At 70.2% G+C, this 25744-nt stretch carries 24 protein-coding genes; 5 read left to right on the top strand and 19 right to left on the bottom strand.

The features are described 5' to 3' along the window. The 10 genes from B1A74_RS08375 to B1A74_RS08330 form a co-directional block, all read right to left on the bottom strand. Positions 1-256 (bottom strand): hotdog family protein (locus B1A74_RS08375; protein WP_483028312.1); only part of this gene is annotated, 256 nt, incomplete at its 3' end. Continuing rightward, the gene (locus B1A74_RS08370; RefSeq protein WP_167769407.1) at positions 253-1041 is read right to left on the bottom strand and encodes a beta-ketoacyl synthase chain length factor; all 789 of its coding nucleotides are present in this window, start codon (positions 1039-1041) and stop codon (positions 253-255) included. The genes B1A74_RS08370 and B1A74_RS08375, both read right to left, overlap by 4 nt. Then, on the bottom strand, positions 1038-2228 hold the full coding sequence (locus B1A74_RS08365) for a beta-ketoacyl-[acyl-carrier-protein] synthase family protein (RefSeq protein WP_077244358.1): 1191 nt from the start codon (positions 2226-2228) through the stop codon (positions 1038-1040). Before B1A74_RS08365 ends, B1A74_RS08370 begins: the two co-directional genes overlap by 4 nt. Beyond that, a complete protein-coding gene (locus B1A74_RS08360; protein WP_077244357.1) occupies positions 2225-4648 on the bottom strand; it encodes an MMPL family transporter in 2424 nt (807 codons plus the stop codon). Before B1A74_RS08360 ends, B1A74_RS08365 begins: the two co-directional genes overlap by 4 nt. A 6-nt stretch (positions 4649-4654) precedes the next feature. Beyond that, positions 4655-5275 (bottom strand): LolA-related protein, encoded by a 621-nt coding sequence (locus B1A74_RS08355; RefSeq protein ID WP_077244356.1) that lies wholly within the window; start codon positions 5273-5275, stop codon positions 4655-4657. Further along, complete coding sequence (locus B1A74_RS08350) at positions 5265-6158, bottom strand: LpxL/LpxP family acyltransferase (RefSeq protein ID WP_077244355.1); 894 nt, start codon at positions 6156-6158, stop codon at positions 5265-5267. Before B1A74_RS08350 ends, B1A74_RS08355 begins: the two co-directional genes overlap by 11 nt. After that, a complete protein-coding gene (locus B1A74_RS08345; protein WP_018946934.1) occupies positions 6155-6481 on the bottom strand; it encodes an ApeI family dehydratase in 327 nt (108 codons plus the stop codon). Before B1A74_RS08345 ends, B1A74_RS08350 begins: the two co-directional genes overlap by 4 nt. A 1-nt stretch (position 6482) precedes the next feature. Next, positions 6483-7853: an AMP-binding protein gene (locus B1A74_RS08340; protein ID WP_077244354.1), complete on the bottom strand. Its 1371-nt coding sequence runs from the start codon at positions 7851-7853 to the stop codon at positions 6483-6485. Further along, positions 7850-8464: a COG4648 family protein gene (locus tag B1A74_RS08335; RefSeq protein WP_024328781.1), complete on the bottom strand. Its 615-nt coding sequence runs from the start codon at positions 8462-8464 to the stop codon at positions 7850-7852. Before B1A74_RS08335 ends, B1A74_RS08340 begins: the two co-directional genes overlap by 4 nt. Beyond that, a complete protein-coding gene (locus tag B1A74_RS08330; RefSeq protein WP_018870250.1) occupies positions 8461-8733 on the bottom strand; it encodes a phosphopantetheine-binding protein in 273 nt (90 codons plus the stop codon). Before B1A74_RS08330 ends, B1A74_RS08335 begins: the two co-directional genes overlap by 4 nt. Before the next feature lie 119 nt (positions 8734-8852). On the opposite strand from B1A74_RS08330, the gene B1A74_RS08325 reads away from it, so the two are divergent. Next, entirely contained in the window at positions 8853-9572 is a 720-nt protein-coding gene (locus B1A74_RS08325; protein ID WP_077244353.1) for a YdcF family protein, read from the top strand. Positions 9573-9591: 19 nt separating this feature from the next. Here B1A74_RS08325 and B1A74_RS08320 read toward each other — a convergent pair whose 3' ends face one another. The 8 genes from B1A74_RS08320 to B1A74_RS08285 form a co-directional block, all read right to left on the bottom strand. Beyond that, positions 9592-9921 carry a hypothetical protein gene (locus B1A74_RS08320; protein WP_018946938.1) on the bottom strand — a complete coding sequence of 110 codons (330 nt, stop codon included), beginning with the start codon at positions 9919-9921 and terminating at the stop codon, positions 9592-9594. Positions 9922-9944: 23 nt separating this feature from the next. Next, on the bottom strand, positions 9945-11147 hold the full coding sequence (locus tag B1A74_RS08315) for a pyridoxal-phosphate-dependent aminotransferase family protein (RefSeq protein ID WP_077244352.1): 1203 nt from the start codon (positions 11145-11147) through the stop codon (positions 9945-9947). 111 nt (positions 11148-11258) lie between these two features. Next, positions 11259-12527 carry a glycolate oxidase subunit GlcF gene (gene glcF / locus B1A74_RS08310; protein ID WP_077244351.1) on the bottom strand — a complete coding sequence of 423 codons (1269 nt, stop codon included), beginning with the start codon at positions 12525-12527 and terminating at the stop codon, positions 11259-11261. A 13-nt stretch (positions 12528-12540) separates the two neighbouring features. Continuing rightward, entirely contained in the window at positions 12541-13650 is a 1110-nt protein-coding gene (glcE, locus tag B1A74_RS08305) for a glycolate oxidase subunit GlcE (protein WP_077244350.1), read from the bottom strand. Positions 13651-13726: 76 nt separating this feature from the next. After that, positions 13727-16492, bottom strand: coding sequence for a TRAP transporter permease (locus B1A74_RS08300; protein WP_018946942.1), 2766 nt, complete (start codon positions 16490-16492; stop codon positions 13727-13729). Continuing rightward, positions 16485-17468 carry a TAXI family TRAP transporter solute-binding subunit gene (locus B1A74_RS08295; protein WP_077244349.1) on the bottom strand — a complete coding sequence of 328 codons (984 nt, stop codon included), beginning with the start codon at positions 17466-17468 and terminating at the stop codon, positions 16485-16487. The genes B1A74_RS08300 and B1A74_RS08295 overlap by 8 nt, the downstream gene beginning before the upstream one ends. A 308-nt stretch (positions 17469-17776) precedes the next feature. Continuing rightward, the gene (locus tag B1A74_RS08290; protein ID WP_077244348.1) at positions 17777-18883 is read right to left on the bottom strand and encodes an alkene reductase; all 1107 of its coding nucleotides are present in this window, start codon (positions 18881-18883) and stop codon (positions 17777-17779) included. Positions 18884-18975: 92 nt separating this feature from the next. Further along, positions 18976-20130, bottom strand: a complete 1155-nt coding sequence (locus B1A74_RS08285; protein WP_029681201.1) for a glycerate kinase — start codon at positions 20128-20130, stop codon at positions 18976-18978. 564 nt (positions 20131-20694) lie between these two features. Here B1A74_RS08285 and B1A74_RS08280 point away from each other — a divergent pair. Further along, entirely contained in the window at positions 20695-22074 is a 1380-nt protein-coding gene (locus B1A74_RS08280; protein ID WP_077244347.1) for a diguanylate cyclase, read from the top strand. A gap of 34 nt (positions 22075-22108) precedes the next feature. Here B1A74_RS08280 and trxA read toward each other — a convergent pair whose 3' ends face one another. Then, positions 22109-23098, bottom strand: coding sequence for a thioredoxin (gene trxA, locus B1A74_RS08275; protein WP_018946945.1), 990 nt, complete (start codon positions 23096-23098; stop codon positions 22109-22111). 198 nt (positions 23099-23296) lie between these two features. Between trxA and parE the strand changes: the two genes are divergently transcribed. From parE to B1A74_RS08260, 3 genes are read left to right on the top strand one after another with little or no spacing between them, the layout of a single operon-like run. Then, positions 23297-25183 (top strand): DNA topoisomerase IV subunit B, encoded by a 1887-nt coding sequence (gene parE, locus B1A74_RS08270; protein WP_077244346.1) that lies wholly within the window; start codon positions 23297-23299, stop codon positions 25181-25183. Between the two features lie 12 nt (positions 25184-25195). Beyond that, positions 25196-25450, top strand: a complete 255-nt coding sequence (locus B1A74_RS08265; RefSeq protein ID WP_018870239.1) for a Smr/MutS family protein — start codon at positions 25196-25198, stop codon at positions 25448-25450. Between the two features lie 60 nt (positions 25451-25510). After that, a complete protein-coding gene (locus tag B1A74_RS08260; RefSeq protein WP_018946947.1) occupies positions 25511-25744 on the top strand; it encodes a hypothetical protein in 234 nt (77 codons plus the stop codon).

Here is a 25744-nt window from a genome sequence, read left to right as displayed (position 1 = left end):
CAGCGAGATAGCCCGCGCGGGGTGGTGCGCTGTCCGCCGCGCCCAGGCTGCCGTGCACGGCCATCGCCTGGGCGCCGTATTCCAGTGCCGCCAGGGCGTGCAGGCCGGGTTCGCCGCGCAGCGGGTTGTCCGGATCACGGTGCGAGCGGGCGCGACAGTGGATGCGGTCGGCATCGTGGGCCACGACCTCGTCGAGCAGGCTCATCGCGCCGGCATGCGGCAGGCGCTCACGGATGGCGGCGGCGTCCAGAATCATGGCGTGGCTTCCTCCACGTGCAGCCCGAGTACCCGCCCGGCGGGGGCTTCCAGGACCACTGCGTCGTGGTGGGCGCCGGCCAGACGTTCCAGCAGGGGCAGGGCCCGGGCCGCGGGATTGGTGGCGCGCAGGGCTTCCAGCGCCGGCGCCCGGCACGGGGTCTCGGGACCGTTCCCCCCGGGGTCCAGGCGCAGCTGCCACTGCGCGCCCGCGACCGGTCCCAGGCGCAGGCCAAAGGCAAAATTCTCGGTGACCGGGCGGACCTCGCGGAACAGCTCCATGGACGGGACGTCGTAGCAGACCAGCAGGACCTCGCCGCCTTCGGACAGCTGCAGGGTGACCGCCTCCAGCAGCCCGGCGGCCACCGTACCGGTAAAGCCGGACAGGGCGGTGGCCGGTGCCGGGTTGCGGGTGGCAATGGACCAGTTGCCGGCCGCGGCGTTGTGCACCGAGTTGTGAAACTGCATGGGCGAGACCGCCGGGTCCGGGTGGGTCAGCGCCTCGCAGATGCGGTCGATGATGTCCATGTCGCCGCTGGAGGAGGCGAACACGCTGCGCATCGACGTGCGGTCACCGCCCTCGCTGGCCTCCTCTGCCGCACGCAGGGCCAGACGGATGGTCTGTGTGGTGCGACGGCGTTCGTTGGCCGGAAGCAGGCTGGTGGGCGGGATCTGCACCGGTGCGTACAGGTGCTCCTCGCGCCCGGCGAGGATCTCCCGCGCCGACGGGAAATCCGCCAGCCCGGGCCCGATCAGCCCGACCGCGTGGATGCCGACGGGATTCAGCACGGGGCCTCCAGCAGCAGCGAGCAGTTGTTGCCCCCGAAACCGAAGGCGTTGAGCAGCACCCGGCGCACCGGGCGTTCTTCGCTGGCCGCGCGCGCATCCAGACCCAGTTCGGGGTCCGGGTCGGTCAGTCCGGCGGTGCCGGGCACGAAGCCGCCGGCCAGACTGGCCAGGGCCTGGGCCGCGCCCACCGCCCCGGCCGCGCCCAGGGTGTGGCCGGTGAGGCCCTTGGTGCCGGCGCAGCGTGCCCGCGGGCCCAGGACATCGGCCAGCGCACGCGCCTCCGAGCGGTCGTTGGCGGGGGTGGCGGTGGCATGCATCAGCACGTAGTCCAGTTCGTGTCCTTCGCGCCCGGCGCGCTGCAGGGCCTCGCGCATGGCCCGTGCGGCGCCCGCACCCTCGGGGTGGGGCGCGGACATGTGATGGGCGTCGCTGGACTCGCCGTGACCGGTCAGGCGCGGGGCGTCCGCCGGGGCGTCCTCGGCGCGTTCCAGCAGGAAGAAGCCGGCGGCCTCGCCGATGGAGATGCCGCGACGCTGACGATCCAGCGGGGTGCAGGGCTCCGGCGCCACCAGCTGCAGCGCATTGAAGCCGTACAGGGTCATGCCGCACAGGGAATCGACCCCGCCGACGATGGCCGCGTCGCAGATGCCCGCGTGAATATGGCGCCAGGCATCGGCAAACACCTTGGCGCTGGAGGAGCATGCGGTGGAGACCACCATGGCCGGCCCGCTCAGGCCCAGGCGCGTGGCCACGTAGTCCGCCAGCGAATACATGTTCTGGGTGTGACGGTAGTCGTAGTCGGGGGGCAGGGCGCCGGTCGCCGGATCGCGTCGCCGGTAGGCCTCCTCCGTGGCCGCGATCCCGGAGGTGCTGGTGCCCAGCAGCACCGCGATCCGGTCGGCGCCGTGGCGACGTATCGCGGCATCCACCGCGGCGAGGAAGCCGTCCTGCTGCAGGGCGAGTTCGGCCAGCCGGTTGTTGCGGCAGTCGAACGCCGCCAGCTCGCCTTCCAGCGGGTGATCTTCCAGGCCTTCGACGCGGCCGATGAAGGTCTCCAGATCCACGTCGGGCAGGTCGCAGCGCCGCAGGCCACTGCGGCCCGCGCGCAGCGCGGCCGCGCCCGCGGCGTTGCCGGTGCCGGCGGCGCTGGTCTGGGTGTGGGCGGTAATGGCCAGGGCATTCATGGAGTCGGGTTCTTCCTCGAGCGCAACAACCCCGGCCCGGGGCCGGGGGCCTCGGGCGTCGGGGACGGGTTCACGGGACGGGCCAGCAACAGGGCCGCCACGTAGGAAAATACCACGCCCAGGGCCACGGTGAGACCCAGGGCGCGCAGCACCGGCAGGCTGGACAGGGCCAGGAGAGCAAAAACCAGACCGGTGGACAGGGCGCACAGGGTCACCGAGCGGCGGGTGCGCCGGGCCTCGTCCGGTTCCATGGCGCCCGGGCGGCCGAGGAATACCGCGTAGTCCAGCCCCAGCCCGATCACCAGCATCAATGCGATCAGGTGGAACAGGGTCAGCTCGATCCCGAGCAGCAGCAGGCTGGCGGTAGTCAGCAGCAAGCCGGCCGCGACTGCAGTCACGATGCGCAGGCTGCGCCCGGGATCGCGCGTCAGCAGCCACAGCAGGGCGGTGACCGCCAGCGCGGCCAGGGCCAGGCGGGTCAGGGCCGCCGTGCGGAAATCCGCGACCATGGCCTCGGTGGTGGCGCGCAGGTCGACCAGCCCGATTTCCGCCCCGCCGGCCGGGGCGCGGGCGTCGAGGCGCTGGCTCACGGCGCCGGCGTCGCTCAGCCCGCGCAGCAGTACCTGTCCGATCCAGGCCTGTTCATGGCCCGCCGCCGAATGTTCGCCCGGGGCCAGCAACAGCGGTTCCAGCGCCTGGCGCAGCGGCCCGTCGGGCAGGCTGTCAGGGGTCACCGGGTCCATCTCGCGACTGCGTTCCACGTCATCGAGAAACGGCGTGAAGGCCTCGGCCTGAAAGCCGTGGTCCCGCACGGCCCGTTCCACGTGTTCGGCCAGGGTGTCGCGCTCGGGCAAGGCCGCCTGGCGTTCGCGCTGGGTCACGATATCCGGGAGGATCCGCGCGGGATGGTCGAAACCGGTGATTGCCCCCGCGTCGCGCAGCGCCTCCAGCGGTTCGTCCAGCGCGTGCGCGGCCTGCAGCACGGCGTCGGCGGATTCCCCCCGGATCAGCACCAGATGGCGCACGTCCGGCAGCCCCAGCGCGTCGCGCAGTTCGCGGTCCAGGGCGATGGCCTCCTCGGGGACCGGATTGAGCGCGGTGAGCTGGTCGTTCCACGGGAAGGGGTCGCGGCTCAGCAGCACGGCCAGCGCCGCGATCACCGCCACCAGCAGCAGCCCGAGGCCCGCTCGCTGTCCGCGCGGCCGCAGCGAGGGCAGGGGCAGCCGCGGTTCCGGCAGGCCCCGTTCGCGTGCGCCGCGTGGCAGCAGGGCCGGCAGGACCCAGCGGGTCACCGCGGCGGCGACCAGGATCCCGGTCAGCACGAAGAGACCCAGCTGGGCCATGCCGGGGAACGAGGTCGCGGCCATCAGCGCGTAGACCAGCGCGGTGGAGCCGGCGCCCAGCACCAGCGCCGGCCACAGTTCCCCGGCGACCCGTGCGGCAGCCCGGCGGCCGGCGTGTGCGAACAGATGCAGGGGGTAGTCCAGTGCGACCCCCAGCACGGTGATGCCGAAGGCCAGCGCGATCCCGTGCAGATGGCCGAAGACCAGCGTGACCACGGCCGCGCCGGCGAGGATCCCGCTGCCCAGCGGGATCGCCGCCAGCCACACCGGATGGGGGTGGCGGAAAACCACCAGCAGCAGCACCGCCAGCGCCAGCGAGGCGGCCAGGCTGAAGGCGGTGACCTCGGCGCGGATGCGCTCGCGCGATTCCACGGCGATGGCGGGTGGCCCGGCCTGCAGCAGATTCAGGTCATCGGCGGCCAGGGCCGTGAACTCGCGGTCGACGCGCTGCAGCAGTTCCGTCTGTTCCTCCAGGCCCGCGGCCTCGGGCGCGATGCGTACGACCAGCAGGGCCCGCTCGCCGGCCGGGTCGGTCCATACGCCGTGCTGCCCGCGGGTTGCGTCGCCGAACGGGTCGCGCAGGCGCTCGCCCAGTTCCAGCAGTTCGCCGGTGGGGTCGCGCGGGATCAGCTCGCGCGGCATCGCGGGTACTGCGCTGGAGAGGTCGGCGCGGCGCTCGGCGAACGCGGTGTCCAGGTGGTCCCGGGAGAAGCGCTCGGGCGTGACCGCCGGGCTCAGCAGATAGCGCAGGTCGAGGATCGCTTCCAGCGCCTCGGGGTCGAAAGCACCGCGTCCGTTGTGGATGCCGGCGACCGCCGGGTCCCCGCGCAGGGCCTCGGCGAGTCGGTCGGAGGCCGCGGCGCGCCGTGCGGCATCGCCGCCCTCGATGGCCAGCAACAGCTGGCGGGCCCCCGGTCCGCCGTCGACGTCCAGCGGCAGTCCGGCCTCGGCGCCGGGGTCGGGCATGAAGCGTCCGAGATCGGTGGCCATCTCGCCGCGCAGGGCCAGGACCAGGGCCGCGATCAGCAGACCGGCCAGCCACAGCGTGACCGCGGCACGCGAGGGGAGGGACGACATGCGTGGTCAGTCGCGTTCGCTGGACGGGTCGCCGGATGCCGGTGCTTCGAAATGCATGCGGCTGGTGCGGTTGCCGGATTCCCAGGTGTCCATGCGCCGGATCTCGCCTTCGCGGCCGCGAATGGTGATCTCGATGATCGCCCGGCGCAGCGCGCGGTCGCGCGGGCGCAGCTCCAGTTCCCAGGCTTCGAGATCGCCGTCCAGCTCGACCTCGAAGCCGGCTTCCAGTGCCTCGCGGTCGCCCTGCAGCAGGCTGCGGAACAGCCCGGCGAAGGCCTCCAGCCCGGGTTGTTCGTCCAGACGGATCTCGCGCACCGAATCGCCCCGGGTCAGGGTCAGCTCCCGGCCCTCGATGCGCACGTGCTCGCCGCGCCGGCCGTCGGTCTCGCGGATCAGGGTATCCGGGGGCTCGAAGGCGATGCGGCCGCTCTGGCGGTCCTCCGACTGCAGCATGGGGTCCTGGCGGACTTCGCGAAAGGCCATCTCCGCGGGGGCGTCGAGGCTCAGGGCCGCCAGGATCGCATCCAGGGTGTCCGCGGCGGCCGGCAGCGGCAGCCACAGCCAGGGCAGCAGGGCCAGCCATGCGAGCCGGGCGGGCCCGCGGGTGCGGAGGTGGTCAGTCGTCATGCCAGAAATCATAGAAGTTGAACCAGTTCCACGGGGCGTCCCGCACATGGGCCTCCAGGCGCCGGGCATAGTGGCAGGTCCAGTCCTGCAGCACCGCGTCGCGTTGTGCCCGCGGCGCCTCGATCGCGTCGGCAAAGTGTTCGAAGACGATATCGTAGCGGTTGCCGCCGCGATAGAGTCCGAAACACAGGATCACCGGCACCTTCAGCACCGTCGCCAGCAGCATCGGCCCCATGGGGAAGACCGCGCGGTCGCCGAGAAATTCGCATTCCACGGTGCGGTCGTTTTCCACCACCCGATCGCCCAGCATGCCCACCATCTCGCCGCGTTCCACCGCCTCGCGGGCGCGGATCAGGGTGTCGGTGCGTCCCAGCGGGATCACGCTGTGCGCGACCTCGGGGTTGAGCGAATCCAGCAGGCGGGTGATCACCTGGTTGTGGTCGGCATCCATCAGCACCCGGACGGGGAAGTCGTGATGGCCGACGGCCAGTGCCCGCAGGGCCTCGAAACTGCCCAGATGGGCCCCCAGCAGGATCGCGCCGTCCCCGGAATCCAGTGCCTGGTGGAAGATCTCGGCGCCGTGCACCCGGATATCCAGGGCCTGCTCGCGCCCGGCGAGCAGGAACACCCGGTCGAGGATCACCGCGGCGAAGCTGTGCAGGTGGCGGGCGACATCGCGTACGCGCGGCGGATGCCCCAGCACCCGCCGCAGATACTGCCGGCTGTGCCGCCGTGCGCGCGGTGCCAGCAGCAGGAAATAGGCGGTGATGGGGTACAGCAGCAGGCGCCCGGCCGGGCGCCCCAGGCGCAGCGCGACCCACAGGATGATGCGCAGGGCGAGGGGACTGCCGCGTTCCTCCTGAGCGCGCCAGTCCCCGCTCATGACGGGTCGGCCGGCGGTTCGGGGTCCAGCTGTCCCGCGCACAGCAGGGTGGCGGACCCGTCATCGAGGACGCAGCGGAAGGCCCGAGAGCCGCGGCGCCCGGGCTCGTCGATCTCCACGCGGAACGGTGCTTCGGGGTGCAGCGGCGCCACGAACTTCACCTGCGGGAACCGGCCGGGGGCGGCCAGCCCCAGTTCTCCGGCTGCGTCCAGCACCTGTTCCAGGATGATCACGCCGGGCACCACGGGGTTCCCGGGGAAATGACCCGGAAGTGCCGGGTGGTCCTGCGGGACCCGGCGGGGCTGACTGGTCAGGGTGGGCATCTCAGACGGGCTCCCCGTGGCTGGCAAGCAGCTCCAGCAGTGCCTGACGCGGCAGCTTGCCGGTGGTCGAGCGCGGCAGGTTGTCCACCCGTACCAGCGGGCGCGGAAGGAACGCCGGGTCGAGGCGTTCGGCGAGCTGCTCCAGGATGTCGGTCTCGCTCAGCTCCGGGGCCACCACCAGCGCCGCCAGCCGGGCGATCCCGGCGGCATCCGAACTGTCTGCGGGCGGAATGAACACCCCGTCCTCGACTCCGGGGAGGGTCTGCAAGTGGCGATTCAGTTCGACCAGCGAGGCCCTCTTGCCGGCGATATTGAGCATGTCGGCCAGGCGTCCGGTCATGCGGAAGCGGCCGTCCTCGGCGACCTCGATGCAGTCCGGCAGCGGAACCGGCTCGCGATGCTGCGGACCATGCGCGAGGGCCAGACCGGAGGCATCGCCGTCGGCGCGGACATGCACACCCGGGTACGGGGTCCAGTGGTGTTCCCGGACCGTGCGGCGGGAAGCGATGGCACCGGCCTCGGTGCAGCCGTAGATCTCGTTGACCGGGGCGCCAAAGTGCGCCTCGAGCTCCTTCGCGGTGCTGGCTTCCAGCGGTGCGGTGGCGGAGAGGATGCGGCGCGGCGCGGACGGGGCCGACTGGCCGGAACGCAGGCAGGTCCCCAGGTGGAAAGGCGTGGAGATCAGCACCGGACGGGTCTCGCGCTCCAGTGCCGCGTGCACGTCGGCAGGGTAGAACGGACGTTCGGCGAGCAGGGTATTGGGGCCCAGCAGGGCCGGGAGCACCGTGGACTCCAGCCCGTACATGTGCTGCGGCGGCACGGTGGCGACCAGGGTATGCCCGGGGGTGCGGTCCAGCTTCAGGCGCTGCAGCGCCTGCTTGGTGACCGCGACCAGATCCCCCCAGCGTCGTGGATGGGCGGTGGGCGTCCCGGTGGAGCCGGATGAAAAACCGAGGATCGCGGTGCGATCCCGGGGGATCATCGGGATGTCCGCGGGACGGTCTTCGTTCCCGCCCCCGGCGTCGCCACGCGCGCTGACCGCCAGGGTGTGCAGGGGGAAGTCCTCCTCGCAGGAGTCCACCAGTGCGACCGCTTCGGGATAGCCACGGGCGATCTCGCCCAGCACCGTGCGCCCGCGCGCCGGCGGCAGCAGGTTCATCTGTCCGCGCAGCAGGATGGCGCCGAACGCGACCGAGAACCGGTAACGGTCCTCGCACAGGTTGAAGGCCGCCGGCGCCTCGGGCAGGCGGGCGGCCAGTTCGCGGACGTCGGCCAGCCAGGCGGCGCGCGACACCGGGCGTCCGCCGACCCGGGCCAGAGGCGTGTCGGCGTCCGTCAGCAGCGGGCAGGCGAGGGCAGCGGCTTCGCTCATGGCTGCCTCAGGAGACGTCGATGATCGGCCCGCGCCAGTTCCATCAGATAGGCGAGAAACCCGTCACGGGGTTCATCCGGCAGGAAGCGGGCACGCAGCGGATATTCCAGCATGAACAGGACTCCCAGCAGAAGATAGTTCAGGCCGTTGGCCACGACCGCCCATACGGTCGTCGGCGCGAACAGCGACAGTCCGGCGGACACTAGCGCCAGCAGGGCGCAGGTACTCGCCCAGATGGCGGTGATGACCCGGGTATAGCGATGGACCGCGGGGCTGTCCGAGGCCCCCATTTCCAGGGCATACCGCGTGATCAGTGGCGTGGAGCCGGACCGCAGCGAGCGCGCGAACAGCGCCGCGATCAGGCCCGGGACCAGCACCGGCACCGCGTGGATCAGCCACTCGCCGGCCGGGGTCAGACCGAACAGGGCCAGCGCCGCCAGCAGCCCCGTGCCCAGCAGCATGCGTGCCCGCGGGCGCAGCGACGTGGCCACGGCGAGAAACACCAGCAGCGTCAGCAGGACCAGCGGCAGCGGCTGCAGCTCGACCCATTGCCCGGCGATCACTGACACCGGGTAGGCCAGCGCGACCGCAGCGGCCGGCCGTGCCGTCACGAGGACGTCCGGTTCGCCTCGATATGTTCGCTCAGCGCACGCAGGGATGCGAAGATCCGCAGGTTGTCCTCGTCGTCCGAACGGATCTGCACGCCATACGCGCGACCGATCGCCAGAGCCAGCTCGAGGGCATCGATAGAATCCAGCCCCAGACCCTCGCGGAACAGCGGGGCCTCCGGCTCGATGTCCTCCGGCGCCGTTTCCTCGAGGTTCAGGCTGTCCACGATCAATCGGGCGACTTCCTGCTCGAATGCCGTCTGCGCCCCCATAACTTCCCCCTGATGTCCCTAGTCGGGGGCGATGATACCGGTAAGACCCCGGGCTTGGTACCCTTCAAACGAAGGTGTTACTCCGGCGTCGGGTTGTGTCAGCCTTCGGCAAGGCTCGGATGCCGATCATTCTCATCCTGATCATGGAGGTCACATTGGCGCAGCATCGCCGGGTAACCCTGGAACGCGTGGGTACGGACGGGCTGGCGATGTTCGCGCTGTCGCAGGTCGTGATCCTGGCGACCCTGGGGATCAGCCTGCTGCTGGCGTGGCACGGCGTGCGCTGCACCGCGCATGCAGCCTGCCGGCCGCGGGAGGTGGGTACCGTGCTGGTGGCGGGGATGCAGCTGGAAGAGGGGCATCCGACCCCCGGATATCGCCTGCGGCTGCTGCGGGCGCTGCGGCTGCTGCGCCGGCATCCGCAAGCCCGGGTGCTGCTGCTGGGCGGTCAGACCGCGGCACAGGGGCCCAGCGAGGCGGCGGCCGGGGCGGCGTTCCTGCGTGAACGGGGCGTCGCGAACGCGCGCATCCGCATCGAGGACCGCTCCACGCATACCCTGGAGAACCTGCGCCATGCGCGCGATTTGATGCGCGAGGAGAGCGCCGGCTCGGACGATCCGCCGGCGGTGCTGGTGACCAGCCGCTATCACCTGGCCCGGGCGCTGGCGATCGCGCGCGGGCTGGGTCTGCACCTGCAGCCGTGCCCCGCCGAGCCCGGCCGTCATGCTGCCCGGGGACCGGTATTGTGGCGCGAGGCCTGGCTGCTGCACTGGTACCACACCGGGCGGGTATTCGCCCGGGTGTTCCGCCGGCGCGGCATGCTCCGGCGGATCACCTGACCACGGACGCGGGTCCGGGTCAGCCGCGGGCGGCGAGGGCCTCCTCGTTGTAGGCGGCATCGATGGTGGTGATGGTCTTCTCCACCAGGCGGAAACCCTCCACCGGGGCATCGTCGGCCATGTACTTCAGGCGCACCGGGCCGATCGACTTGACCGCCTCGGCACGCTCCAGCGTGGTGTCGGGGCCGTCGGCACCGGCCCCGTCCATCAGCGCGGTGAGGATTTCGGCCACGATCGGGTCCTTGTGTTCGCCGTTGCGGGCCTTTGCCAGGGTGCCGGCGGCATCGCCGTCCAGGAATTCCGTGTCCATGTGCCGGTCCAGGTAGTTCAGCAGTTCGCTCAGGGTCATCAAAGCCTCCTCGGGTCGTTTGTTCAGCCGGTGCTGCCGGTGGCATCCATGCGGGCATAGGCCGCACGCGCCGCCGCCATCGCCCGGCCGGGTTCCACCACACCACGATCCGCCAGTACCGCCTCCAGAGCGGACAGGCAGGTCAGCACGTTGCGTTCGTTCGCGCCATAGCCCATCAGGCCGATGCGCCACACCTTGCCGGCGTACGGCCCCAGGCCGGCACCGATCTCCAGGCCGTAGCGTTCCAGCAGCTCGCCGCGCACCGCCGCCTCGTCCACGCCCTCGGGGACATATACGGAATTGAGCTGCGGCAGACGGTGTTCCTCGGCCACCAGGAATTCGAGGCCCATGGCCTCGAGGCCGGCGCGCAGAGCGTCGTGGTGACGGCAGTGCCGCGCCCAGCTGTTTTCCAGGCCTTCTTCCTGCAGGATCACCAGTGACTCGTGCAGAGCGTACAGGGCGTTGATCGGGGCGGTGTGGTGATACGCGCGCTTGCTGCCGCCACCCCAGTAGCCCATGACCAGGTTCAGGTCGAGGAACCAGCTCTGCACCTTGTGGCTGCGCGCCTGGATGCGGTCCACCGCGCGCTGGCTGAAGCTGACCGGCGACAGGCCGGGGGTGCAGGACAGGCATTTCTGGGTGCCGGAATAGATCGCGTCCACGCCCCAGTCGTCGACGTACAGCGGGCTCCCGGCGAGGCCGGTCACCGAGTCTACGATGGTCAGGCAGTCGTGCTCACGGGCCAGCCGGCACAGGGTCTCGACGTCCGAGCGCGCGCCGGTGGAGGTTTCGGCGTGGACGAACGCGAGGATCTTTGCATCCGGATTGCCCTTGAGCGCGTCCGCGACCTTGTCCGGGGAGACCGGGTTGCCCCAGTCATCTTCCACCACCACGGCGGTGCCGCCACAGCGTTCGACGTTCTCCTTCATGCGTGTGCCGAACACGCCGTTGATGCAGACGATGACCTTGTCCCCCGGTTCGACGAGGTTCACGAAGCAGGTCTCCATGCCGGCCGAGCCGGGGGCGGAGACCGGCAGGGTCAGCGCGTTTTCGGTCTGGAAGGCATACTGCAGCAGGCCCTTCATCTCTTCCATCATGCCGACGAACACCGGGTCCAGGTGGCCGATGATCGGGCGACTCATCGCGCTCAGCACGCGCGGGTTCACGTCGGAGGGGCCGGGCCCCATCAGGGTGCGTTGCGGCGGAAGAAAGGAGGAGGTGGTCATGATTTAACCTTCTGCAGTACTCGGGAATCGGATGGCGCGAATGTAGGCCCCGCCCGGGGTGCGGGCAAGCGCCCCCACGGCGCGGCGGGAGTTCCCCGCGCCGGTTCATGGTCACCCTTCCCGGCGGTGGCGGTCCAGCAGGCTCAGCCAGTGTTCCACCCCGCGTTCGGTGCCCGACTGCAGGTGACTCAGGCAGCCGATGTTGGCCGACACGATGCGCGCCGGGGCCACGGCCTCCAGGTTTGCCAGCTTGCGGTCGCGCAGCTGCCGCGCCATGGCCGGCTGCGTGATGGAATAGGTCCCGGCCGAGCCGCAGCACAAATGCCCCTCGGCGACCGGCAGCACCTCGCAGCCGGCCGCCCGCAGCAGCGGTTCCACGCGTCCGGCCAGGCCCTGGCCGTGCTGCAGGGTGCAGGGGGCGTGCCAGGCGATCCGGCGGTCCTCGTCGGCGACCTCGATCCCCAGCGCGGTGACGGTATCGGCGTCGAACAGCTCGGCCGGGTCGCGCACCAGGGCGGTGAGTTCGCGCGCCCGCTCCTGGTATTCGTCGTCGCCCTCCAGCAGGTGGGCGTAGTCGCGTAGCATGGCCCCGCAGCCGCTGGCGGTGGAGACCACCGCGTCCACCCCGCGATCCAGTGCCGGTGCCCAGGCGTCGAGATTGGCGCGCAGCCGGGCATGGGTGCGCTCGGTGTCGCTCAGATGATGCTCCACCGCACCGCAGCAGCGCGCCGCGGAGACCTGCACGACCTCGATGCCGCGCGCGGCCATCAGGCGCTGGAAGGCCGCGTTGATGCGCGCGTCGATGGCGTCGTGCACGCAGCCGGCCAGCAGCAGTACGCGGCCGTGCTCGAAGGGTACGGCCCCGCCCTGCAGCACCGGCCCGCCGGCGGGTCGTCCGGGACGCGGCGGGGCCGGAAGGGCGGCCGGCACCTTGGCCCGCAGTTCGCCCCGCAGCAACGGGCGGGCCAGGCGCCCGGCGCCCAGGGCGAGGCGGAACGGCCACCCGGCGGGCAGGGCCCGCTTGAGGGCCGCGCGCAGCAGGCGTTCGCGCCAGCCGCGCGGGACATCGCGTTCCACAGCCTCGCGGCCGAATTCCACCAGATGCGCGTAGTTGACCCCGGAGGGACAGGTGGTCATGCAGTTGAGGCAGGTCAGGCAGCGATCCAGGTGGCGCCCGGTGGCCGCATCGGCCTCGCCCTGTTCCAGTACCTGCTTGATCAGGTAGATGCGCCCGCGCGGGCCGTCCAGCTCGTCGCCCAGTTCCTGGTAGGTGGGGCAGGTCGCGTTGCAGAAACCGCAGTGGACGCAGTTGCGCAGGGCCTGTGCGGCGATGCGGGCGGCCGGGTCGTCGGCGTAGCGTTCGTGGCTACGGGTGTCCATGGGAGTGCTCGCTTCAGGTACCGGTGGCGCGGGCCGGGGAGCCGGGCAGCAGCGGACTGTGGAACATGCCTTCGGGGTCCATGGACTGTCGCACCCGGGCCTCCAGCCCCTCCAGGGCGGTGCCGCGCGGATGCAGGCGCGGTGCACCGGCCGGGTCCCCGTGCCAGATGCGGGCATGTCCGCCGGCGGCCTCCACCGCCGTGCGCACCCGCGCCGGGTCGGCCTCGCTGCGCAGCCAGCGCTCCCCGCCGCCCCAGTTCAGCAGCCACTCGCCGGGCAGTTCCGGCGGGGGCGTGGCCGGGGGCACGACGATGCGCCACAGGCGCTCGCCGGGCGCGGGTTCGCGCGTGAAGGGTTCCGCGCGATGGTCGCGCAGACCGCTCCAGAAGCCTTCGCCATCCGCGGCCGGGGCATCCCCCAGGCGCTCGGCGGCTTCCGTGACCGCCTGTTCCCCGCCGCTCAGACGCAGGTACATGCGGCCGTCGTTCCACGCCAGCCCGGAAAGGGGCAGGGCCGTACGACCGAGCTCGCGACAGGCGTCGATGAAGCCGGCGGCGTCCAGGTTCCGCTGCAGGGTGAGCTCGTGAGCGGGGCGCGGCAGGAGCTTGAAGCTGACCTCCAGCAGGACCCCGAGGCCGCCCAGGCTGCCGGCCATCAGGCGCGAGACGTCGAAGCCGGCGACGTTCTTCATGACTTCGCCGCCGAAGCGCAGGATCTCGCCGGAGCCGTTGATCACGCGGGTGCCCAGTACGGCATCGCGCAGGCTGGCGGTCCACGGCCGGCGCGGACCCGACAGTCCGGTGGCCACCATGCCCCCCACGGTGGCGCCCGGCCCGGGATCCCCCGGCTCGAACGGCAGCATCATGCCCACCGCCGCCAGCTCGGTTTGCAGTTCGGCCAGCGGGGTGCCGGCCCGCACACTGACCACCAGCTCGCTGGGGGCGAGATGGGTGATGCCGCGGTGCGCGGTCACGTCGAGGGTCTCGACGTCCGCGGGCAGGGGGTCGGGGCGGGCGATCGCCGCCCGGGTCCCGCCCCCGGCGATCCACAGCCGGCGGCCGCCATCAGCGGCCTCGCGTACCGCGCGGGCGAGTTCCTGGCTGTGGTCGGCGGTCTCGGACATCGGTCTCCCGCGGGTTTCGGGTGGCGGCGCGCGGGTGCGTTCGGCATCCGGCCGGTCGGGGGCGGCCCCGCGCGGTTCAGGCCGGGAGCGTCGGCGCCGCCGTTGCCGGGCCGGGCCCCGCAGGCGGATCGCGCCGCCGCTGGTTCCACACCACCACCAGCCCCAGGGCCAGCGCCGGCAGATAGAACCAGTACGGGCTCGGCCGGTCGGTGGGCACCAGCACCGCGGTGATCTCCCAGCCACCTTCCAAGCCTACGCGGGCGGCGGGACTGCCGAAAGCAACCGTGCGGATGCGCGTTCTTTCCTCCGGATCCACGTCCAGACCGGCCTCCGACAGGCGCTCCAGCGGGTCGTCACGGCGCTCGCTCAGGGGGAACATCACCGTGCGGGTGACCTCGCGTCCCTCCAGATCCAGGCCGGTGGCCCGCAGGCGAAGGTTCGCCCCCTCCGGGGCTGCGTCCACTACCTCGGTCAGGGTCGCCGGGTCCTCGCTGACATGGGCCGGCGCGATGCGGTCCATCAGCACGGTGGGTGCGAGCAGGGTGAAGGCCACCACCAGCAGCAGGGCGGACTCCCAGTAGCGGCTGCGGGTCAGGAACCAGCCCTGGGTGGCCGCGGTGAACGCCAGGATCCCCGCCAGCGAGCCGAAGAACACCAGCGCCAGCTGGAACACGTTGTCCACCCCGATCAGCAGCAGCTGGCTGTTGAAGATGAAGAAGAACGGCAGGGCCACGGTACGCAGGCTGTAGGCGAAGGCCTGGAGGCCGGTGCGCACCGGGTCCGCCTTCGCGACGGCCGCGCCGGCGAACGAGGCGAGGCCGACCGGCGGGGTGACATCGGCCATGATGCCGAAGTAAAAGACGAACAGATGGGCGGCGATCAGCGGGATCAGGACGTCGTTCTGGGCCCCCAGCTCGACCACGATCGGGGCCATCAGCGTGGCCACCACGATGTAGTTGGCCGTGGTCGGCAGGCCCAGGCCCAGGATCAGGCTGATCACGGCCGTCAGCAGCAGGACCAGAAGCAGGTTGCCGCCTGACAGAGTGTCGACCACGTCGGTCAGCACCAGCCCGAGCCCGGTCATCGCCACCGTGCCGACGATGATTCCGGCCGCCGCCGTGGCCACCCCGATCCCGATCATGTTGCGCGCGCCGGTGGCGAACCCGTTGAACAGTTCCCAGATTCCGGCCCAGGTGGCCTGCAGCAGGCCGCCGCTGCGGCGGAACAGGGCCACCAGCGGCCGCTGGGTCAGTACGATGAAGATCATGAAGGCCACCGCCCAGAACGCGGCCAGGCCGGGGGACAGGCGCTCCACCACCAGAGCCCAGACCAGCACCACCAGCGGCAGGATGAAATGCATGCCCGCCAGCACTGTGGGGCCGATGCGTGGCAGCGGGCGGTCGGTGTCCAGCGGCTCGGGGTCCGGCTCGCGCGCGGCGATCCACAGCAGCACCAGATAGGCCGCGAACAGCAGTCCGGCGATGATCCAGGCGGCGCGCTCGTCCGCCACGTCCTTGATCCAGCCCAGACCCCAGTACACCGCGGCGGCGAGGATGATCAGGCTGCTCAGGGTCAGGCCGAAGGCGATCAGACGCCCGCGCAGGGTCCCGCCGACCGCGCGCTGCAGGCCTTCCATGCCACCCTTGCAGGCCTCCAGGTGCACGATGTAGAGCAGCGCGATGTAGGCGATCAGGGCCGGCAGGATGGCGTGCTTGAGGACCTCCACGTAGGTGATGCCCACGTACTCCACCATCAGGAACGCGGCTGCGCCCATCACCGGCGGCATCAGCTGGCCGTTGACCGAGCTGGCGACTTCGATGGCCCCCGCCTTGTGCGCGGGGAAGCCGACGCGTTTCATCAGCGGTATGGTGAAGGTGCCGGTGGTCACGGTATTGGCGATCGAGGAACCGGAGACCAGTCCGGTCATGCCCGAGGCGATCACCGCGGCCTTGGCCGGGCCACCGCGCATATGCCCCAGCAGGGCGAAGGCCACGCGGATGAAGTAGTCGCCGGCCCCGGCGCGTTCCAGCAGCGCGCCGAACAGCACGAACAGGAACACGAAGCTGGTGGAGACCCCCAGGGCGATCCCGAACACCCCCTCGTTGGACAGCCACTGCTGGGCCATGGCGCGCGGGTAGCTGGCGCCGCGATGGGCGATGATGTCCGGCATCAGCGGCCCGGCGAAGGTGTAGAACAGAAAGATTGCCGCGATGAGGGTCAGCGCCGGCCCCAGCACCCGCCGCGCGGCCTCCAGCAGCAGGATCAGGCCGACGCCGGCGAGGATCAGATCCACCTCCGTGGGGGCCCCGGCACGCTGGCCCAGGGCCTCGTGGAACAGGTACAGGTAAAGGGCGCTGAATGCCGCCACGCCGGCGTAGATCCAGTCGGTCAGCGGAACCCGGTCCAGCGGATCGCGCCCGCGCAGCAGCGGCCAGGCCACCGCCAGCAGGGCCACGCCCAGCGCGGCATACACCTCGCCCAGGCGCTCCAGCCCGGCGAACTGCCACGCGCCCAGTGCCAGCAGGGCGAGCCCGCCAAGGCCATAGGCGAAGCCGAAGGCGCGGGTCGGCAGGGCGCGCCGCGCGGTGGGCCGGAAGGCCGGGAACAGCAGAAAGGCGAGGAACACCGCGAACGCGAGATGCACCGCCCGGGCATCGGTGTCGGACACCGTGAACCAGTCCAGCGCATCCGGCAGCGGCGAGGCGATCCACAACTGGAACAGCGACCACGCGACCGCGACCACGAAGATCAGGCTGCGCGTCGCTGTTCCGGGATGGCGCGCACCGGTCTCGATCTCCTGCGGGGCGGCGGATTGCGGGGGTGTGCGTTCGGGCTCAGTCATGGATCCATCCTGCCTCGCGGAAATAGCGCCGCGCCCCCGGATGCAGCGGCGCGGACAGGCCTTCGTCGACCATCGCCTCGCGCTCCAGTCCCGCGAACGCCGGGTGCAGACCGCGGAAGGTGTCGAAGTTCTCGAACACCGCGCGGGTTAGGGCGTAGGCGGCCTCGTTGCTGGTGCGCTCCGAGGTGACCAGGGTCGCGCCCACGCCATAGGTACGGATGGTGTCTTCCTGTCCGGGATAGGTCCGGGCCGGGACCTCGGCGGCCATGTAATACGGGGTTTCGTTCACCAGCCGGTCGATGGCTGCGCCCTCCAGCGAGACCAGCCGGGCGTTGCAGGTGGCGATGGGTTCCTGGATCGCGGCCGACGGGTGCCCGACCGAGAACACGAAGGCATCCACGCGGTTGTCGCACAGCGCCTGGGCCTGTTCGCGCGAGGGCAGTTCGGCGACCCGGGCGAAGGTGTCGTGGTCCCAGCCGAGTTCGTCCAGCAGTTCTTCCATCATCGCGCGCTGACCCGAACCGGGGTTGCCGATATTCACCCGCTGGCCGCGCAGGTCATCCAGGCTTTCGATGCCGGAATCCGGGTGCACCACCAGGGTCAGCGGTTCGGGGTGCAGGCTGAACATCGCCCGCAGGTGACGCGCCGGGCCGAAGGCCTCGAAGCGTCCGCTGCCGTGGTAGGCGTGGTGCTGCAGGTCCGACTGGGCCACGCCGAAGTCCATGTCGCCCGAACGGATCATGTTCAGGTTGAACACCGAGCCGCCGGTGCTCTCGGCGGTGCAGCGCATGCCGTGTTCGTCGCGCGCCGCATTGAACAGCCGGCACAGGTGCTGGCCGGCGGGGTAGTAGACCCCGGTGACCCCGCCGGTGCCGATGTTCACGAAGGCCTGACCGGCCGCGGCCGGCAGGGCCAGCAGTACCCCCAGCAGGCCGAGCAGCAGGGCCGGGCCGTTGAATCCGCCGTACCGGTTCATTCGCATTTCCTCGTGGGGCCTGATCGACGGGAGTCCAGGTGTGATCTCTCAACAGGTTGTCCACGGGGCGACTCCGAAGGATGCTGAGTTGGCCGACCTGGCCATTCCAGGGAGGACGCCCCGTGAACCTTCATCAAAATGCCTTAATGAGACCCCGTGGTCGAGAGCGGATGGTTCGCCTGGTGGTGGATCATGGCCGGAGTCTTCGGGCCGCGGTCCGCACCCTGCGGCGAGCAGATCCTCGCGGGGCGGATTCGGGGGTGCACAGTGGTGCGAGCCAGGGAGGGGATGCGCGAAGGGGGCCGGTTTCAGTCGGATAGCGCCGGGTAGTCGGTGTAGCCGTGTTCGTCGCCGCCGTAGAAGGTGGCTTCGTTCCACTCGTTGAGCGGGGCGCCCTGGCGGAAGCGTTCGGGCAGGTCCGGGTTGGCGATGAACGGGCGGCCAAAGGTGACCAGGTCGCAGCGGCCGGCGTCGATGCGCTGGCGTGCCTCTTCGGCGGTGTAGGCGCCGTTGCCGATGTAGGTATGGCTGAAGCGCGCGCGGATCGCGTCGATGATGGATTCCGGGCGGCCGGATTCGTGGTTGCCCTGGAAGGAGTCCTCCACCACCTCGATGTAGGCGATGCCGGTGGCATCCAGGGCCTCGGCGAAGGCGCTGTAGGTCGCCAGCGGATCATCATCATGCATGCCGTTGAAACTGCCGGTCGGGCTCACGCGGATGCCCACGCGCTCCGGACCCCAGATCTCGATCACCGCGCGCACCACCTCCAGCGGCAGACGGATGCGGTTCTCCACCGAGCCCCCGTAGGCGTCGGTGCGGTGGTTGCTGCCACTGCGGATGAACTGGTCCAGCAGGTAGCCGTTGGCGGCGTGGATCTGCACGCCGTCGAAGCCGGCCGCCTTCGCGTTGCGCGCACCCTGGCGATACTGCTCTACGATGCCGGGCAACTCGTCGAGTTCCAGCGCGCGCGGCTCCAGTACTTCAACCATGCCGGACTCGGCACTGATGAAGGTATAGGCGCCCTCCGGCTGGATGGCGGAAGGGGCGACCGGCTTCTGACCGTCGGGTTGCAGCTCCGGGCGCGAGATGCGGCCGACGTGCCATAGCTGCGCCTGGATGCGTCCCCCGGCGCCATGCACGGCCTCGGTGACCTTGCGCCAGCCTTCCACCTGCTCCTGCGAGTGGATGCCCGGGGTGAACGCATACCCCTTGCCCTGCGGCGAGACCTGCGTCGCCTCGCTGATGATGAGGCCAGCATCGGCGCGCTGCGCGTAGTACTCGGCGTTCAGGTCAGTGGGTACGTCGCCTGGCTGCCCGGCGCGCGAGCGCGTCAGCGGGGACATCAGCACCCGGTTCGGCAACTCCAGCGGGCCGAGGACATAGGGGCGAAAAAGCGCGTCGTCGTGCTTGGTCATGGGGTCTTCCTTTGGGTTCGTATCGATCCGTGCTGCGAGTCGGACCCGGATCAACCGAACACGTTCCTTTCAGACGGGAGCATTCCGCTGATTCACGGTCGGATACCCGGCTCGGCCGCCTCGATCAGGGCACGGGTGCGCTCGGCGATGTAGTGTGCGGGGCGGGCCAGGGCCTGGTCCAGGGTGATGCTGCCGTCGCACAGGGCGCGGGCGCCGCTCAGGCCGAAGGCGCCGATCCCGGCCTCGTCGCAGGCGATGGAGCCGGCGATCGCCACCACCGGAACCCGCAGTTCTCGGGCGCGGCGCACGACTTCTGCTACCACCTTGCCGTGCGAGGTCTGGCCGTCCAGCTGGCCCTCGCCGGTGATGACCAGATCGGCCTCGCGGATCGCTGCGTCCAGCCCGATCAGTTCGGCCAGGTAGCCCGCGCCCATGCGCGCGCTACCGCCGAGGACGCAGTCCAGTGCGAACCCGAGCCCACCGGCGGCGCCGGCGCCCGGGGTGTCGGTGGGACGATGGAGGTGCCCGGCGGCATCAATGCAACGCGCCAGGTGCTCCATGTGCCCATCCATCGCCGGGATGTCGGCCGCCTTCAGGCCCTTTTGCGGGCCGAATACCGCCGCCGCGCCATGCGGCCCGGTCAGGGGGTTGTCCACATCGTTCAGCACGGTGATGTCGATGCGGCCCAGGCGCGGGTCCAGCGCGTCGAAAGCGACCCGTGCGAGACCGGCCAGGCCGGCGGGGTGGGGCGCAAGTGCGTGCCCCTCGGCATCCAGGAAGCGCACGCCCAGGGCCGCCAGCATGCCGGCGCCGCCATCCACCGTGCCGCTGCCGCCGAGGCCGATCATCAGGTGTTCGGCGCCGGCGTCCAGGGCCGCCCGCATCAGTTCGCCGACGCCGAAGCTGTGGAGCTGCCAGGGGTCGTGCCGGTCGTCGGGGATCCGGTCCAGCCCGCAGGCGGAGGCGACATCGATCACGGCCCGCTGTTCGCGGTGATCGCAGCCCCATCCGGCGCTCAAGTGGGCGCCGGTGGGGTCGGTCACATCCGACAGGTGCCAGGCCCAGCCAAGGGTGTGGCTGACCAGCCGCGCCGTGCCCTCGCCGCCATCCGCCATGGGCAGGGAGCGTACCCGGGCATCCGGTCGGGCGGCGTGCACTCCGCGGGCCATGGCGGCGGCCACGTCCTCGGCCTCCAGGCTGCCCTTGTAGCTGTCCGGGCAAACGACGACCCGGAGTCGTTCAGACAAAGATCAGGCCCTGGATGTAGATGGTGATCATGCCGGAGGCGGTGACCAGCGCCACGGTGGAGGATCCCCGGGCGGATTTCAGTGCGGCCACCGAGCCGAAATCAATTCGATAATCAGCATGTCGCGTCCTTTTGCCTTCTTATGAGTATCGATCCGGAGTCTAGGGAAACACTGATCAATGTACACGCTCGCGCTCGAGTCGCTTTTGCGTGCGAACAAGGCGCGGCGACCGCCGTGCAGTCATTCTGCACAAGGGAGCCGCAACGCCGTGCGCGCGCAAAAGCGGCCGAGCCCCTGCATTCAATCACTTGTGGGGGTTGGTACCCCGGGTTCCCCGATCCTGCGTTGCGGCCCTTGCCGGTAGAACCACTACCGGCTGCGCACCGCGCCTTGTCTCGGAAAACCCGGGGTGCCAACGCGAGCGTGTATATTGATCAGTGTTTCCCTAGGGAAACACTGATCGGTGTGCACGTTCGCGTTGACGCCCGTCACCCCGGGGGTTCCAATAAGCTTCCCGCGCGCTCGGCGCGAGGGCGATGCGAACCAGGTGACAGGGAGCAAGCGATGCCAGACGGAGGGCCCGCGGTACAGCGGCAACTGGTGGACGAATGGCAGTGGCGTCTCGAACGCTGCCCCGGGCCGGTGCGCGGCCGCGTGCGCGAGCTGGCGGAGCAGCACCGTGCCTCGCTTGCGGAACGGTTCTACGCCGAGATGCTGGCGGACCCGGATGCCTGCGTGTTCCTCGACCACGAGGACGTCAATTCGCGGCTGAACGCGTCGCTGCAGGAATGGATCCGCGGCATCTTCTCGGTGGAGAGCGGCAGCGGCGTGGAAGAACAGGCCGCGCGCCAGGCCCATGTGGGCGGCATCCACGCGCGCATCTCCATCCCCATCCATCTGGTCATGCGCGGCGCGCGCTGCGTGAAGGAGCAGTTCCTGACCCTGCTGGAGCTGGATTCCGCGATGGGGCACGAAATGCGGCTGCAGGCGGCGCGTCACGTCTCCGACAGCATCGACATGGCGATGGAGCTGATGAGCCACGCCTATTCACGCTCGCATGAGCGCAACGCCCGCGCCGAGGAGGCCTACCGTCTGTTCGCGGTGTCGGAGAACCTCGCCAGCGAGAAAGACCGCCAGCGGGCCTGCCTGCTGGACTGGGAGAACGGGCTGATGTTCGATCTGGCCATGGGGGCCTCGGGTGATCAGCTTCCGCGACTGTCGGCCTCCGAGTTCGGCCTGTGGTTCCGGCACAAGGGAGTGGACGCCTTTGGCGGGGCCGCGGAAACCGAGCGGGTGCTGGAGGCCGTCGCCCGCATCGACGAGGCCCTGCTGCCGTCGCTGGTCTGCGTCGAGGCCCGACAGCGGCAGGATTACCTGCGTGACGTGCGCGAGCAGGTCCGCAGCATCGACTACCATCTGGGTCAGCTGTTCGAGCGCAGCAACGAACTGGAGTCCGGGCGCGACGTCCTTACCCGGACCCTGAACCGCAAGTTCCTGCCCGTGGTGCTGGGGCGGCACATCGCCAGCGTACAGCAGACCCATGCCCCTTTCGCGGTACTGGCCCTGGATATCGACTATTTCAAGCGGGTCAATGACGAACATGGCCACGAGACCGGCGACCGCATCCTGCAGCAGTTCGCCACGCTGCTGGTCAGCAACTCGCGGGCCGGCGATTACCTCTTTCGCCTGGGCGGCGAGGAATTCCTGATGATGCTGGTGGACGTGGTCCCGCGCGATGCCGAACGCATCGCCGAGAAACTGCGCACCGCGGTCCGTGCCGAGCCGTTCCAGGGTGCCCATGGCCAGCAGCTCGGGCTGACCGTGAGCATCGGACTGGCCAGTCACGACGGCCACCCGGACTACCAGCGCCTGGTGCGCCGGGCCGACGACGCCCTCTACGCCGCCAAGAACAGCGGCCGCGATCAGGTGGCCGTCGCGGACTGAAACCGCTTCCCGACCGGCAGCGGCCGGCCGGCGGTCAGTACATCGCGGCCATCATCTTGCGGCGGTACTGGCTGACCAGCGGATTGTCGTTGCCGAGGGCGTTGAAGGCCGCCAGCAGCCCCTTCTTGCCGGCGTTGTCGCCCTCGTTGTCCTTGTAGTCCGGATGCTGTTTCATCAGTTCCAGGTACAGGCCCAGGGCCTCCTCGTAGCGGCCGTGCAGCATGGAATACGCGGCCAGGGTTTCCAGGGTCTCCGGCGCCGGATCGCCCTGCTGCATCTCCTGTGTCAGCGCCTGCGGGTCGGCGCCGGCGGCTCGGCGGGAGAACCGCAGGTGGGCGCGCAGGGTCTTCACCGCGTCGTCCTCCGCGCGGTTCAGCGGCAACTGGTTGAGCTGCGCCTCGGCGGTATCGGGGTCGCCCGCCTGGGACAGCGCGCGCGCCAGCTCGATGCGCAGATCCGGGTCCTCGGGGAAGGCCTCCAGCGCGGTTTCCAGGGTGGTGCGGGCGGCCGCGGTGTCACCGGCGCGGATCTGCGCGCGGGCCAGTTCGGAGCGCAGGTCCTTGTTGCCCGGATCGACCGCCACGGCCTCTTCCAGCGCGCGCACGGCACCTGCCGCATCCCCGGCCTGCAGGGCGGCCAGGGCCTGCTGGCGGTGGGCGTCGGAGGGGCGCTCGACGTGGCGATCGATCATCTCGCGGATGGTGGACTCCGGCTGTACCCCCATCTGCTGATCCACCACCTCGCCGTGACGAAAGCACATGATGGTGGGCAGGCTGCGCACCCCGTACTGCCCGGCCAGCTCCTGGTTCTCGTCGCTGTTGACCTTGGCCAGCCGGAACGCGCCGCCATAATCTTCGGCGATCTTCTGCAGCAGGGGCATCAGCTGTTTGCAGGGTCCGCACCAGGCGGCCCAGAAGTCGACCAGCACCGGACGCCGGTGCGATTCGTCCAGCACCGCCTGCTGGAAGCTGTCGCGGGTGACGTCGAGAATGGCATCGCCGGTGGCGTTTTCGGCTTCGGTCATCGGAAACCTCCTGGAAGATCGGAATACGGGATATGCGGTGCATTGTTGGGATCGTCCCGGCGATTGCAAGCAGCCCCGCCCCCGCGAGCTCTGGTACGCTGCGCACTGTGCGGCGCGCGGGGCCGCGGGTTTCGTCCGGGGAGTGCTGTTCAGCAGGCCGGGGCCGGCAAAGGGCACGATCAACAAAGGGGTTCCTGAGTGAGCTATTCCGCATCCGACATCGAAGTCCTCGAGGGGCTGGACCCGGTGCGCAAGCGCCCGGGGATGTACACCGACACCGCGCGTCCCAATCATCTCGCCCAGGAGGTCATCGACAACTCGGTGGACGAGGCGGTCAGCGGCTACGCCAGCCGTATCGACGTGGTCCTGCACAAGGACGACTCGGTGTCCGTCACCGATGACGGGCGCGGCATGCCGGTGGACCTGCACCCGCGCGAGAACCGCCCGGGGGTCGAGGTGATCCTGTCCACGCTGCATGCCGGCGGGAAGTTTTCCGACAAGAGCTATCAGTTCTCCGGCGGGCTGCACGGGGTCGGGGTATCGGTGGTCAACGCGCTGTCCGAACGCCTGGACGTGGACATCCGGCGCGACGGCCGGCGCTGGCAGATGGCCTTCGCCGGCGGTCACAAGCTGCAGGACCTCGAAGCGGTCGGCGAGGTCGGCAAGCGCAATACCGGCACCACGCTGCATTTCTGGCCCGATGCGCAGTACTTCGACTCGTCGAAGTTCTCGGTGCCGCGGCTCAAGCACATCCTGCGCGCCAAGGCGGTGCTGTGCCCGGGCCTGACCGTCACCTTCCGCGACGAGACCTCCGGCGAGGCCTGCGAGTGGTGCTACCAGGCCGGCCTGCGCGACTACCTGGTGGAGGCCCTGGAGGGGCTGGAACGCCTGCCGGAAGAACCGTTCATGGGTTCGGTCTCCGGCCACAGCGAGGCGGTGGACTGGGCGGTGACCTGGCTGCCGGACGGCGGCGAGGTGGTGTCCGAGAGCTACGTGAACCTGATCCCCACGACCCAGGGCGGCACCCACGTGAACGGCCTGCGCACCGGGCTGACCGATGCGGTGCGCGAGTTCTGCGAGTTCCGCAATCTCATCCCGCGCGGGATCAAGCTGGCGCCGGAGGACGTGTGGGAGCGGGTCTCCAGCGTGCTGTCGTTCAAGATGCAGGACCCGCAGTTCGCCGGGCAGACCAAGGAACGGCTGTCCTCGCGTCAGGCCGCGCCGTTCATCTCCGGGGTGGTCAAGGATGCCTTCAGCCTGTGGCTCAACCAGCACCCGCAGCAGGGCGAGCGCATCGCCGAACTGGCGATCCACAACGCGCAGAAGCGCAGCCGCGCGGGGCGCAAGGTGGTGCGCAAGAAGGTGACCCAGGGCCCGACCCTGCCGGGCAAGCTGGCCGACTGCGCCAGCCAGGAGCTGGCGCGCACCGAACTGTTCCTGGTCGAGGGCGACTCCGCCGGTGGCTCCGCCAAGCAGGCGCGCGACCGCGATTTTCAGGCGATCATGCCGCTGCGCGGCAAGATCCTGAACGCCTGGGAAGTGGAGCCCGATCAGGTGCTGGCCTCGCAGGAGATCCACGACATCGCCGTGGCGCTGGGCGTGGATCCGGGGACGCAGAGCCTGGAGGGGCTGCGCTACGGCAAGATCTGCATCCTCGCGGACGCCGATTCCGACGGCGCCCATATCGCCACGCTGCTGTGTGCGCTGTTCCTGAAGCATTTCCGCCCGCTGGTGGAGCAGGGCCACGTGTTCATGGCCATGCCACCGCTGTACCGCATCGATGTCGGCAAGCAGACCTTCTATGCCCTGGACGAGGACGAAAAGGCCGGAGTGCTGGAGCGCATCGAGGCGGAAAAGCTGAAGGGCAAGGTCGCGGTGACCCGCTTCAAGGGGCTGGGCGAGATGAACCCGATGCAGCTGCGCGAGACCACCATGAATCCCGACACCCGCCGGCTGGTGCAACTGACCCTGGATTCGGCCGAGGAGACCGGCAGCCTGATGGACATGCTGCTGGGCAAGAAGCGCGCCTCCGAACGCCGCGCCTGGCTGGAAGGCAAGGGGCACCTGGCCGACGTGGACGTGTGAACGGAGGTCCGCATGTCCCGGCTTTCCATCGACCTGCACGAATGTTTCCGTGATGGTCGGCGCATCGATCAGGCGCTCAACGGGGCAATCGACGAGGCCTGCGAGAAACGCATCAAGACCGTGGAGATTATCCACGGCAAGGGTAGCGGCCAGTTGAAGAAGCGCGTGTTGCGGTTTTTGCAGCAGCCGGAGGTTAAGGCGCGTTACCACCGGGTGGAGAAGGACTCGAAGAACCACGGGCGGCTGTTCGTGCATTTTCGCCACTGAATCCGCGCCTCCGTGTCGGGGCATGCGGCGTCGCGGTTCGTATGCGATAGGATGCGCGCCATGCCGACCGCCCTGCGCCTGTTCGACCGCCTGCCGCTGTGGCTGTTCGCCCTGATCGTGGCGACCGTGGGTCTGTGGCCCTGGCAGCCCGAGCCGGCGATCGCCGGACTGGTGCGTGACCTGCTGGCCGGTGAACTCGCCGGGGTGGCAGGCTGGGGCGGTCTGCTGCTGCACGGGCTGCCGTGGCTGCTGATGGCGCTGCGTCTGGCCCGCCAGAGCCGGAACGGTGCCTGA

Source organism: Thioalkalivibrio halophilus (assembly GCF_001995255.1).
Classification (GTDB): Bacteria; Pseudomonadota; Gammaproteobacteria; order Ectothiorhodospirales; family Ectothiorhodospiraceae; genus Thioalkalivibrio; species Thioalkalivibrio halophilus.
Note: the sequence above shows the minus strand (reverse complement) of the source record. Positions and strands in the feature narration are given on the sequence as shown.